A 12,105-nucleotide genomic window follows, 5' to 3' on the forward strand; every position below is an offset into this window, starting at 1 on the left:
TTCCCTCTCAGGTTAAAAAACAATATTCAGTCTGTTAGATTAAAGTAAACGAAAAAAGATTCCGGTATACGGCCTTAAAAATCCGGTGAAAGTGGTGCAGCTGTAACATAGTTCTCAATAGACAATATATTCATAATTTCAGAATAAACCTTTTCGCTGCTGATGCCGTGGGTGCCTTCAAAGGTGCACTTTTTGGGATCCTGACTGCAGGAAGTATCGCAATAATTCCCGATTGGAAGCATTATATGCGCCTTATTGCCTTTCGGACCCCAGAGTTTGGGTGAACAGGCTGTCATGGGACAGAAAAGCGACAAGGTCCTGACTTTTAATGCGGCACACAGATGCATGGGCCCGGTGCTTGCGGAAACTAAAAGGTCCAGAGCCGCAAAGTTTACAATTGATTCTCTTAAATCTTTGTTAACGTTAGGATAAATGACATCCGGAATGTCACTTAGTTCATCCGGCACGAAATTGTCTGTAACGGCTATTTTTATATTACTAAGTTTCTTTAATTTTAGCAGCAGTCTGCGGTATTCCGAAGCCTTCCAGTTTGGAGCCGAATTTCCGCTTGAGGCATGAAGTCCGATAAGAAATTGCCCTTCCGGGGCGTTCTGCTTCCTGAATTCAAAAACGCTGTGTATCTCGTCCTTTGTAAGGTGAATCTCAGTATCCAGGTTATCTGTCTTAACGCCAATCTTCCTGACTGTGTCCATGCAGTAATCCGCCTCATGCCTTAAGGGAATATACTTTTTCCTGTCCACATATTTGGTAAACGTTAAAAACTGGTATAACTTATGCCCTACCCCAATCCTTGTTTTTATACCCGCAAAAAATAGGAGATAGTTGATTTTTTCATTTGGCAGGAGCATTACGGCATGTGTAAAGTTATGAGAGCGGATTTGTCTTACCATGTCCCAGAACTGGTCTTTCCGGTCCTCAGGATCGTAGACAATTATCTCATCTACATAGGGATTATTCAGATAAATATCTCTTGTATATGGCTTTAAGAGGACGGCTACATAACTGTCCGGGAACTGCTTTTTAATCTCCCTCGGAATGGGAGTAGAGACAACCACGTCACCGATTCTATCAGGCCGGGAAATTAAAATTCTTAATTGAGACATTAAAGCTTTATATAATATTCTAAAATTTATTATCTTTAGGCCATGAAGAAAAAAGTCGTTTTACTCACTTCAGGCCATCCGCCAAAAGACGAGAGAATTTTCCACAAAATAGGAAGGACTCTTGAAAAGTCCGGGTTTTCTGTGGCAATAATCTCTTCGGTCCAGGAGGCAGATTTTACAGAGAACAACATTCATATTGCCGGTTTTAAAGGGAATAACTTAAATAAAAAAGAAAAGATATTCAACTTAAAAGCTTTTCTTACCTCTGAAGATCCGGATGTCATAATCTGCTCTGAGCCTCTAACAGTTCTTGCCGCCTGGCGTTATAAAAAAAGCCAACAGAAGAAGATAAGGATTATTTCCGACATAACCGAATGGTACCCGGAGAATGTTGCGCTAAAGCAAAATGGCTTAAAGAGGGTGATAACCTACATCACACTATTTCTTTTTAACATTTATGCCACCAGCCTGGCAGACACACTGATAATAGGCGAAAAAAATAAGCTCAGGCGCTACAGGCTGATAGCTCCTTTTAAGAAGAAGACAGTTATAGGCTACTACCCGGTTCTGGAATTCTTCACCTACTCCCCTCCTCCTTTTGACGGGAAAAATCTTACGCTCTGCTACGCAGGCGTCATTTCTTTTGAACGTGGCATACTCAACATACTTAAGGCCGCAGCAAAAACGGCTGAAGAAAACCCGGGGGTTTCCGTTACATTAAAAATAATTGGACGTTTCCAGTACGAAGCAGAAGAAAAGATTTTTCAGGAGATGGCGTCTAAAGAAAAAAGCATAAGGCTTGTTATGGTCCCCTGGGGAAAATATGAGGAGATCTCTCAAAAGCTTATGGATGCCGATATATGCCTGGACCTCAGGAATTATTCTTTCGTTTACAGGAATTCACTTCCAATTAAAATATTTGAATATATGGCCTCAGGCAAGCCGGTAATTTATTCTGATATCAGGCCTATCAGAGATGAAATGGACGTCTCAAAGTTCGGCTTCCTGGTAAATCCCACCAATATTGACGGGATTTCGTCCAAGATATCTGAATACATAAAAAACCCACGGCTCTTACGTCAGCATTCAGAAAACGCGCGTCAGATGGCTGAAACGCGTTTTAACTGGGCGTGCCTGGAAGGTGAACTCATAAGTCTCGTCTCAGAATAAAGTGCTTCCTTATTTTCATCCTGCTTTTAATTTCATCAGGTTCAAAGATCTCTGAATTACAATTGTAAATCCCACGACAAGAACGAGGTTCATCCAGAAATTGTCCGCAAGACGCCCCAAAAGATAAAATGCCACCGCATAGAGAATGAGCGTAAGGAGCTCTTTTATCTGATATGTAACTTTTAAGGGCCTTGAAATAACGAACAGATAAATAAATCCTGCAAAGAAGCTTATCATTGTTGCCAGCGCAGCACCCATTATGCCGTATTTCGGAATAAGTATAAAGTTCAAAGCTACGTTTACTATAAAAGCCGCAAGGTCACTTATCAGGAAGTGATAGCTTTTCCCCGACTGATAAGGATAGACTGAGTAAAATGAAACGAGCCCGCTGAACAAATACCCCATAAGAACAAGAGGAATAATAATAATCCCCGGCGTATACTCGGGATTAAATAAGGTTGTGCCGCCCAGATGAAAGCTGAAAAGGTCTTTTATAAAAAGAGATACACCAAGAAAAATAAGGAGGCTTATGGCAAGAAGCCTGGTCAGACTGTGCCCGAACAAGATGCTGTAGTTTTTCTCCTGCCTTAAAAGGCGCAGGGAGTAAGGCGTCCATGCGGTCCTGAAGGATATCACAAATATGTTCATCACCATGGCAATTCTGTAAGAAAAGCTGTATATGCCGACCAGCTTTTTATCCAGGAAATGGTCAAGAATAAACCGGTCCGCCACGTCAACAAACGTTGAGAGGATCCCTGCAATAAGAAGAGGGAAAGAAAATATCAGAATATTCCTTATGACAGCGTTATCCTTTTTAAGGCTGAAATTTTCCTTTAATACGCCCGCCATAATTACCACAATTACGCCTCCTGAGAACAGCTGTGCCAGGAAAATCCCTTCAACTCCCCGCCTTAAATAAAAAACAAAGAAGAAGTTGAGAATAAGGTTAAACAGGGCCGAAAGCGATGTGTAATAAATGACCTGCCTTGATTCTTCTTTTGTCTTAAGGAGATGAAGTACTGTAAGAAAAATGGTGTCAATAAAAAGCATCCATGCCGTAAGAAGTACTAGCTTTCCATATTCCCATGAACCCAGCAGTAAAAAAGAAACGTTCCTGTTTAAGAGGGTTGCCAAAACTGTAATTACAAGGCTTATCAGAAATATTAGTGAAAAGCAGGAAGTAAATATTTTCTTTCTTTTACTTTCATCATCTGCCTCCAGGAAATACTTTGAAAACCCGGGGAAAAGTCCCCCCTGGTAAACTGCACTCATTACGGCGTAAGCCGACATTAAAAGCGCATAGCGCCCGAAGTCCTCGGCCGGTATCAAGTTTGAATAAAACGGAAGCAGAATAAATCCCAGTGAACGGGCGAACAGGTTACCTAATGTGTACCACGCAGTTGATTTAAATAGGCTCATTTATACTTTTAATGTTATTAAATTACGTTTTTTTCTTTGTAGAGATCATAGAGTCTCTTGTTTACGCTTTCATAGCCGTGGTATTTCTTAAGCCACAGCTTCCCCTTCTCTCCAAGCGTAAGCCTCAGCTCTCTGGACTCAAGGAGCTCACTAAGCTTATTATAAAGCTCCCGGGCATTATTAGCTACAACAAACGGGTTCTCGGGCAGCCACTTTTCATATTCTAGCGTCATATTTGTAACAGTAGGTATCCCTATTCCGATTGTTTCGATTCCTGCCTTCCCGTAGCCCGTTCCCCCCATTGTGCCGCCCACCTGGTCTATACAGATATCTGACCGGCTTTTTGCACTAAGAACTTCAGCGCGAGGCATGTTTTCCAGGAGCAGGAAGCGGATCTTTCTCTCCTTTTTAATCTTATCAATTACAGACAGTATTAGATCCGTACCTTTATATTTCCTGTTTGTCGGGGAGTGCACGATTACGGGCACGTCGTTTTCGGTACTGCTTTTTTCGGGCAGTTCCCCGGGGTCGTAGGGATAGAAAACATATTCGAGATCTTTTTTCAGGGCCAGGTGGTCATATTCCGAAGTTATGTTAAGATCCGATATTTTATCCAGATCTCTTATTATTCCCCGGGTCCTTAGATCGCTCCCGTAGTAGCAGCAGACTATCTTTTTCCCTTCTTTTTTCCATTTTTTTGCCTGCCTTGCGTCACGGAAGAAATCAAGGCCTGCATCGTAATGAATAATTTCAAACTCGTTCAGGTTAAACTCACTGATGAGCCTTTCAACCTTGGGTGCCCTCGTCAGGTCAGTAAATGAAAAGTACCAGCTTTCTAAAATGTTCTTCGGCTTAAAGACTGGCGCGGCATTGTTTAATGAGGCTTCCCTTAAGGCTACCTTCTTTTTTCTCCACAAAGAAGCAACCTTAAAGCGCGGAAGGGGCCAGTTCAGGCATATATCTTCCGGAAAATCGCGCTCATTTTTATGAAAAGTAATGATGCGGGAGTCATCACCGCATTTAAGATGCATATCATAAAAGCTGTAAGGGACTCCCGCATAATTCATTGGAGCAATGTGTAGGATCTTGTGCATATTGCTTTAAAGAAGGGGGCTTTACTTCAGGTCTTTATAGAAGTAATCCCTGAATATACCTCTCGACCCGAAATTTTCCTTAAAGCGGCCAAGGCCCCAATTGGGCTCCATGTTGACCGTAAAGATACCGAAATCGAGGTACTTAAAGCCTTCGTCCTGGTATTTTTTCATTATTTCGTAGAAAAGAAGATTTACTGCGCGGTATTCCTGGTACTCCTCGTCATGGCTTATGTAGAATGCAAGCACCACTTTCGGATTAACACTGAAATTGCATACGCCGGCAATCAGTTTTTCTCCCACAAATGCACCCCAGAGCCTGATCTTTTTCGGGAACATATACTTCAGTTTCAGAAGCTCGTCCAACGTATGCGTCGGCGTAACACCGTGCCTCATCTTAAGGTTCTTCTTCAGAATTTCATAGTACTCTTCAAAGCGTTCGCATTCAACAACCTCAACGCCCTGCTTTATTGCCTTCTTAAGGGCTGTTCTGGCTTCGGGACGGTAGGTATAAATCAGCTTGTCGCGTTCTGTGTCAAGCTGCACTACGCTTGAGACTTCCCTTTTGAGGTATGAAAATCCGTTTCTTACAAGCGCAAAGTCTATATAATTGCTAAGCTTCGACTGATAGATAATTGGCGGAGGGGTCACCTGGATCCTGTCCACCTTAAGTTTTTTTGCATGATCCAGGAGTATGTCAACCAGTTCATGCGCATCCTGAAAATTCAGATCAGAGCGGTAGGCAAAGCTGCCGTAGGAGGCCCCTCCGTGTGAGGACAGGATTTTTTTGCCGTCGCGTTCAAGTATTACAGCCGGAAGAACCGAGAAAAGATTGTTCTTTCTTCTTACAACAATTGATGCATCCTGGAATCTTCCTTCAGGATGGTAAGAAAGAAATTTTCTGGTATGAAAGATTGTACCGTTATCCGACTCTTCAACAAACTCGTCCCATTCGTGCTGGGATACGTTAGAAGACTTAAAAGGAGAATATTCAATCATGGTATTTTAGAATTTAAATTTTAAGGAAATAGTGTGAGATGATCCCAAATTCAGCAGAAACGGTGTATAAGCATAATCGAAGCTCAGGTTGTACCACTTGAGCCCAAGGCCCGCTGTGAAGCCTTTGGATTCAAATCCTGTCTGATATCCTGCTCTTAAAGCAATCATATCATCGTAGAGAAGCTCCCCGCCAAAGTTAACGTGTGTATCTTTAGCTACAAGATACTTCTGCACTTCTGCTCCTAATGTAAAGCTCGAATTAAGCTCATTTAAAAGATCACTATAGAGTGCCCCAAAACGGAAGTCGGAGGGAAGCTTTGTAGCTTCTGTCCTCAAGCCGTTCATGCTGCCCAGGTTTCTGAATGCGGCACCAAAGTTCAGGCCTTCGACTGGGCTTTCATAAAACATTCCAAGATCAAAGCCGAGTCCGTTCGATTCGTCTGAAAGCAGCCCTTCGTAGAGGTATTTTACAGTAGCACCGACAGAAATGTGGCTTGTTATACCGAAGCCTGTGGACAGGCTTCCGGCAAAATAATTCGCGTTAAACTTCCCTTCAACTTCTCCTGGGCGCGTTCTAACTTCAATGTCACTTATTGTAGTGGTATTGACTCCAACTGCCCACGGAAGCCCTAAGAGCTTAAAGCTAACGCCCAGGTATTCGCTTCTTGTGTCTTCAATCCACTGGTTGTGTGTAAAAAGAATTTCAGGAGATGAAAACCCGGAAAGCATTGCCGGATTATAGTTCAGCGCTGTCACGTCCGTGGAGTTTACAACCCCCAGGTCACCCATGGCGACATTCCTGGCGCCAAAGCCGAGCTTCAGAAAAGACAAGCCGCTTTTGCCTGCCGTCTGAGCCGAAATATATGTGGAAAATAATAAGAAAACTAAAATTGTTTTTTTCATATAATACCAAAAGTTCCTTACAAAATTACCTTTTGTTAAACCAATAAGCAACTGTTCTAAAAATCACAAACTAAGCATTAAAAGTTGACGTTAATGCCAAGTATGTGCTCTCCGGAGGATGAATAAGGCTCCGGTACAAATGCGTAGTCAATTCCCGCAATAAAACCTGAGAGCTTCTTAAAGTAAGAAAAACCAACTGCAGGGCGTGCAGGATAATCCTTATTGCTTAAATTAAGCTTGTCTATGCCGCCCCTTAAGAAGAGCTGGTCGTAGATATTGTACTCTGCCCCGAACCTCAGGAAATTTGCCCCTTTGCCGTAGCCTTCAAATTCAGCTGAGGCAATTATTTTATACTCAGGGATGCGGTAGCTTAAGCCCACTTTTTTCCCTATCGGGAATTTATTCTCTGTCGTTTTCCCGCTTTCCTGCCTTACAGGCGCGGTATCCCATTTGTACTTGCTGTTTAAGTCAGTAAGGACTAAAGACAGGTTCATTCTTCCGCTCAATGTGTAAAGGGCTCCAATGTCAAAGCCGATTCCGCTCGTTGTAATCTTTTCATAGAGCTTAAAGTAGTAGAATTTAACTGCAAGGCCGATGGCAAGTTTTTCAGAAAACCTGTTTGAAAAGCTCAGGAAAAACTGATTTTCGGAGGTGGACAGGTCTCCGGTCTGCATACCCTGATTATCACGTCCGTCAATTTTTGTCACGCCGGCATTAATAATTCCGAAGCTCAGGCCCGGCGTCCTTACTTGTCTTTTTGCCGTATCCTGGCTTTTTGATTTAAGCTCAAACCTTTTGGTAAAATTCAAAAAGTTCAGCGTCCTGTCGAGCGAAAGGAAAGAATAAGAGGCGGCAAATGAATTATCCTGCTGGAAAGCAGAAAGTGCCGGGTTATAATAGGAAACCAGGTTGCCTTCTGTTATTGAAGACATTGCGTTTCCCATGCCTATTCCTCTTGCGCCAAAACCCAGGCGGCTGAATGCCCCGGGCATACTGCTTATTTCGCTATAGCCCGCCTGAGGGAATAATGAGGATGCCATTAAAAAGAAGAAAACTGAAATTATAATGGGCTTTTTCAATAGGACCTCAAAATATTGTATTAAAATCTGTTTGCTAAAATGTTATAATAAAACTATTACTTTGCCGAAAACCGGGTCACCCGAGCCTTTATCGATCCTGTAGAAGTAAACTCCGTTTGGAACAATTTTGCCGTTTTCATCGCGCCCGTCCCAGTAGTCTATAACACCGTTACTGATATTGCTCTGCCCTTCAACGGCATGAAAGCTGGCACCTCTTTCTGCATTCTGAATAACCGTCCTGACGAGGTTCATTCCAAAGTCAAAGATCCTGATGGTGACGTTTGTCCTGGTGCCGCCAGTCGAGTACTTAATGCTTAACCTTTCCACGTCTGGCGAAAATGGGTTCGGAAACGCATAGGCTTCATTTTGAGAGGAAAGAGGCTGTGTAGCATAAAAAAGCTTCCAGTCTCCCTGCCACATTGAACCAGTCTCATTCAGCCTTGCAAGCCCGGCCTCTGTTCCAATCCATACTGTGTTATCCTGTGAGGCCGCGGCATAATAAACTGTATTCTGAAGTGAAATGCCCGACTGCTTATCCACGATCTGCCCGGGAAGTATCCACGACTGCCCCATGTTACTGGACCTGAAGGGCCCGTTGTCGGCTGTTGCAATGACGTCCTGACCTTTAAAGCCGAAGTTATGCACCTTCTCGTCCTCCAGTGTTGTCTGCCAGGAGCTTCCGCCATCTTTTGAATAGCTTACTGCGTAGAATTCCGAGGTCTCCTCAGCCTTCCAGGTTGCAGCCCATATGGAGCTTGTTTCAGTGTTGTAGCCCATTGCGACCACAAAGTTACCGCTTATGGGAGAGGGCTGATTCTGATGTGTAAATTTCTGCCAGCTTATGCCGCCGTCGGTTGATTTATTTATTCCGCCCGCAGTCCCGGCGTATAAATTGTTGCCCGCGTCAGTTATTACAGAAAACACTCTGTGGTTCAGGTTGCTCTCGGAGCCGAAGTTGCCCGCAACGGGCTGAAGCGCAAAATGCAGTGTGTCTGTGGGCATAATGCTGTCCAGCCTGTCCGGAGGAAGCACCACCCTCTGCCAGGTTTTACCCATGTCAGTACTTTTTCTTAAGCCCCCGGCATATGAAGATATCCAGACCGTCCCGGGCGTAAGTGCAATGTCGTAAGCGAGGTTGTTAACGGCAACCGTAACAGGGAGGGCTCTTAACCTGTTTATGCCGTAATTAATAACAGAATCCCCGGGGGCATCAACAGGCTGAGGAACTGCGTTCCACGTATTTCCGTTGTCTTTGGAATACCTGAGGCCGCTTCCTTCTGAAAGACTCTGCCCGTCTTTTTCGACGCTGTGTGCCGTTGCGGCCCAGATAACGCCGTTTGAATATGCTAGAGCCGAAATGCTTTCACTTCCAAAGGCCTCAGTGCCGTAATAGTTTGTCCAGTTCTCCCCTCTGTCGGTAGAACGGCTTAAGCCGCGGCTTGTGCCAACCCATACGGTATCCCCAACGGTCAGAATGTCGCTTATGCTGTTGCTTATTGGTGTTAAAGATGAAGTCTTCTGTATTTTCTCCCTCTTCATGCCATACGACTCAGGGCTGATCTGGGCATATCCCATGCCGGTCAAAAAAAGAAGAAGGGTCAGAACTATCGGGAAAAGGGTTTTAATTTTCATTTAACATAGATGTTATGGGTAATAATATTGCTTAAGGAATCGCTTCTGTCTACTGCCTGAAAAACAAACTGTCTTGTTTTTCCTTTTGTTTCCAGAGTAAAATAATTGCTGAATGAGTAAATGTCGTCGCCTTTTACCTCATCGCCATGCAGAAGCTCCCCGTCGTTCCACATGTCCACGTTAGGCGAAGCAGATCCGTCTTCCAGGCGTATAAACTTGAAATATACTTTCTTCACGTCGGTAAGGCCGTTTTTGTCTGTTACCCTGACAGAAAAGTTAAAAGGTACGCCTGCGTTAACCGTATCGGGCATTACGAGATCGGACAAAACAGGAGGATAATCCGTTTGTTTATTATCATACTTAAAAGTGTGTTCGGCAACTTTATTTGTCAGACCATCAGTACTTTGTACAAAATATTCAATTTTGTATATGCCGTTGACGTAGCTTTGCGAAAACGGATACCGGTTGGAAAAAACGTTATCACCTTTGGCTGTATCCCCAAGTGCCTTATTGCCGTTATCTGCAAGCTGGAAAGGCCTTTCATTCATCTTTGTCCCGTCGGGAGAATAAACGTCAATCCAGACCTGCTCGATGTCGCTTGATGAATTAAGCTTTAAGGTCACTGTGAAAGATGAATCGGCATTGTCAAAAACGAAATCCGCCGGAGCATCCATTCCCGTCACCTCATAGCTGCTTTCGTGTACATCGCTTACTCCGGATGGAATCTTATCGCAGCCGAAAAACAGGGCTAAACAAAACAGGATAATATAATTTTTCATTGGGTTAGTTTAAGTTTAAATTTAAAATATATCAAGCTCTAAATCAGGAACCCGCTGCAATTGTGATCGGCGAAGGAGAAAAAGACAGAATCAGAATTGCAATACTGACAAGTCCTATAATCATCCTTGTCCTGTCCAGCTTGTGAAAGTACATGACCGGCGGATGCTTTACCTTAATTACAAAGAATAGAACTATTCCCCAAACGAGCCACCCCGTCCAGCCAATTCCAAAGCTGAAGTTGAAAAGTTCCCCGGAAAGGCCCATGAGACCCAGCACAAGGAGCACAACTAAAGAGGCCCAGCTTAGAACTTTGTGTTTTTCGGCACCTAACATGCTGTATATTACGTGCCCGCCGTCCAGCTGTCCTACCGGAATCATATTCATGGAAGTTACAAAAAGTCCGAACCATCCGACACACAAATATGGATAATGATAAATTTCAGACATAGGAGGCACAAACTGACTGCTATTTGTGAAAATATGCCTTAAAAATGAAAAGAGCAAAGTATCCCCGAATTTAAGGTTCAGCCCCTGAGTGCCGTAAGTAGAAGTAAAGTAATCCGGATGAATAGCCAGAATATAGCCCACCCCCGGAAGGTGTGTAAAGCCGTATATGAGCACAATCAGGCTTGCAATAAATCCAGCTATTGGCCCCGCCACACCGATGTCAAACATCGCCTTATTGTCCGGCACAGCAGTTTTAGTTCTTATAACGGCACCCATGGTACCGAAATTTAAGAACATCCCGGAGAACGACGGCAGAGGAATAAAGTAAGGCAAAGTGGCCTTCACCCTGTGGTATCTTGCCGCAAAATAATGCCCGAACTCGTGTGAAGCCAGTATAAATAAAATTGAGATAGAATATGGCAATCCTACCCTCAGGCTGCTGAGCTCATAGGGGCCCGCGCTGCCAGTAATCCATTCCATTCCTGCCATAGTTGTAGTAAAAAATGTTACCACAAACAAAAGGAGGTGGACGGCAATTTTATTTTTTTCTTTTCTTTCCGCCTTTTCGAGGTTTAAAGAAAAGTAAGGATCACGGAATTCTTCTGACATTTTTACAAATCCAAATTAAATCCGATTGCATTATAAGATTTTAGATAGTCAAAGTATTCGCCGTGCATGCTCATTCCCGAATAATATGAATAATAAAGGCTGAATCCCCTGCCCTCAGAGTGCCCTACCTTTATTCCAAGGTTAAACGTGTTCTCTGCAGAATACTTGCGTATTTTAACCATCTTTATGTCATAAGCAGCAAATGGCGTAACATAATTAAATAATTTATTCTTCAGGAAATAATCAAAACCCGCCTGATAGTTATATTTCCCAAGATAAGTCGGATCGATATGGAAAATATATGTAAGTCCCGCGTAGACTCTTAAATTATTCATCCTGTAGAACGGAATAAACTCCAGGAACTCACGGCTATATACCCTCGGGTTCTGGTTATCGCGCCAGATCAGATTCTTAAAATCATAGTGCCCGTCTGCAAAATGCGCGCTTATGTGGCTTAGGCGGAACCTGAGCCCGTATTCGCCGTCTTCAATTGTTTTCTTGTATCCGGCATTTACGCCGAAAAGGTAATCTACGGCATCTACAGGAAAATGGAAATCCTTTTCGCCTCTAAGCAGTGTATAGGTAAAGAAATCTGCACCAATGGAGAGGTTTTCTTTCTCACTTAGGGAGAAATTAACCAGATCCATGGAGCTTCCTATATCGAGCCTTAGTTCATTATTATTTACATGAAACAGAACCCCCATTCTGGGTTCAAGAGCATTAGCGGTAAATGGCTGAATATTTAATTTATCGGGGAACAGTTTTACTTCCGTCTGTGAGTAAGCCATCACATTAAAAAAGAACAGAGCTGTTATAACTGAAATAATTCTCATAATAGAAATAATTAAATGT

The 12,105-nt window shown here is 43.2% G+C and carries 11 protein-coding genes; 1 reads left to right on the forward strand and 10 read right to left on the reverse strand.

All coding sequences use genetic code 11. The features are described 5' to 3' along the window. Window positions 1-74 precede the first annotated feature (74 nt). Window positions 75-1,124, reverse strand: coding sequence for a glycosyltransferase family 9 protein (locus HF312_06820; protein MCU7519914.1), 1,050 nt, complete (start codon window positions 1,122-1,124; stop codon window positions 75-77). Window positions 1,125-1,166: 42 nt separating this feature from the next. Between HF312_06820 and HF312_06825 the strand changes: the two genes are divergently transcribed. Next, a complete protein-coding gene (locus HF312_06825; protein ID MCU7519915.1) occupies window positions 1,167-2,294 on the forward strand; it encodes a glycosyltransferase family 4 protein in 1,128 nt (375 codons plus the stop codon). 15 nt (window positions 2,295-2,309) lie between these two features. Here HF312_06825 and HF312_06830 read toward each other — a convergent pair whose 3' ends face one another. The 9 genes from HF312_06830 to HF312_06870 form a co-directional block, all read right to left on the reverse strand. Continuing rightward, window positions 2,310-3,713 carry an oligosaccharide flippase family protein gene (locus tag HF312_06830; GenBank protein ID MCU7519916.1) on the reverse strand — a complete coding sequence of 468 codons (1,404 nt, stop codon included), beginning with the start codon at window positions 3,711-3,713 and terminating at the stop codon, window positions 2,310-2,312. Window positions 3,714-3,730: 17 nt separating this feature from the next. Then, window positions 3,731-4,807 (reverse strand): glycosyltransferase family 1 protein, encoded by a 1,077-nt coding sequence (locus tag HF312_06835; GenBank protein ID MCU7519917.1) that lies wholly within the window; start codon window positions 4,805-4,807, stop codon window positions 3,731-3,733. Window positions 4,808-4,828: 21 nt separating this feature from the next. Beyond that, a complete protein-coding gene (locus HF312_06840) occupies window positions 4,829-5,803 on the reverse strand; it encodes a GNAT family N-acetyltransferase (GenBank protein MCU7519918.1) in 975 nt (324 codons plus the stop codon). 6 nt (window positions 5,804-5,809) lie between these two features. Further along, window positions 5,810-6,706 (reverse strand): PorV/PorQ family protein, encoded by an 897-nt coding sequence (locus HF312_06845; GenBank protein MCU7519919.1) that lies wholly within the window; start codon window positions 6,704-6,706, stop codon window positions 5,810-5,812. Window positions 6,707-6,783: 77 nt separating this feature from the next. Continuing rightward, a complete protein-coding gene (locus tag HF312_06850) occupies window positions 6,784-7,785 on the reverse strand; it encodes a hypothetical protein (protein ID MCU7519920.1) in 1,002 nt (333 codons plus the stop codon). 42 nt (window positions 7,786-7,827) lie between these two features. Next, window positions 7,828-9,417 carry a hypothetical protein gene (locus HF312_06855; GenBank protein ID MCU7519921.1) on the reverse strand — a complete coding sequence of 530 codons (1,590 nt, stop codon included), beginning with the start codon at window positions 9,415-9,417 and terminating at the stop codon, window positions 7,828-7,830. Continuing rightward, on the reverse strand, window positions 9,414-10,196 hold the full coding sequence (locus tag HF312_06860) for a hypothetical protein (GenBank protein ID MCU7519922.1): 783 nt from the start codon (window positions 10,194-10,196) through the stop codon (window positions 9,414-9,416). Before HF312_06860 ends, HF312_06855 begins: the two co-directional genes overlap by 4 nt. Window positions 10,197-10,239: 43 nt before the next feature. Then, complete coding sequence (locus tag HF312_06865) at window positions 10,240-11,124, reverse strand: site-2 protease family protein (GenBank protein ID MCU7519923.1); 885 nt, start codon at window positions 11,122-11,124, stop codon at window positions 10,240-10,242. A 131-nt stretch (window positions 11,125-11,255) separates the two neighbouring features. After that, window positions 11,256-12,086, reverse strand: coding sequence for a DUF1207 domain-containing protein (locus tag HF312_06870; protein ID MCU7519924.1), 831 nt, complete (start codon window positions 12,084-12,086; stop codon window positions 11,256-11,258). Window positions 12,087-12,105 lie beyond the last annotated feature (19 nt).

This window comes from Ignavibacteria bacterium, assembly GCA_025612375.1.
Classification (GTDB): domain Bacteria; phylum Bacteroidota; class Ignavibacteria; order Ignavibacteriales; family SURF-24; genus JAAXKN01.

Bases quoted from the DNA above. Each gene is read 5' to 3' on its own strand.
- HF312_06820 (MCU7519914.1), bottom strand. From the start codon at position 1,124: ATGTCTCAATTAAGAATTTTAATTTCCCGGCCTGATAGAATCGGTGAC.
- HF312_06825 (MCU7519915.1), top strand. From the start codon at position 1,167: ATGAAGAAAAAAGTCGTTTTACTCACTTCAGGCCATCCGCCAAAAGAC.
- HF312_06830 (MCU7519916.1), bottom strand. From the start codon at position 3,713: ATGAGCCTATTTAAATCAACTGCGTGGTACACATTAGGTAACCTGTTC.
- HF312_06835 (MCU7519917.1), bottom strand. From the start codon at position 4,807: ATGCACAAGATCCTACACATTGCTCCAATGAATTATGCGGGAGTCCCT.
- HF312_06840 (MCU7519918.1), bottom strand. From the start codon at position 5,803: ATGATTGAATATTCTCCTTTTAAGTCTTCTAACGTATCCCAGCACGAA.
- HF312_06845 (MCU7519919.1), bottom strand. From the start codon at position 6,706: ATGAAAAAAACAATTTTAGTTTTCTTATTATTTTCCACATATATTTCG.
- HF312_06855 (MCU7519921.1), bottom strand. From the start codon at position 9,417: ATGAAAATTAAAACCCTTTTCCCGATAGTTCTGACCCTTCTTCTTTTT.
- HF312_06860 (MCU7519922.1), bottom strand. From the start codon at position 10,196: ATGAAAAATTATATTATCCTGTTTTGTTTAGCCCTGTTTTTCGGCTGC.
- HF312_06865 (MCU7519923.1), bottom strand. From the start codon at position 11,124: ATGGAATGGATTACTGGCAGCGCGGGCCCCTATGAGCTCAGCAGCCTG.
- HF312_06870 (MCU7519924.1), bottom strand. From the start codon at position 12,086: ATGAGAATTATTTCAGTTATAACAGCTCTGTTCTTTTTTAATGTGATG.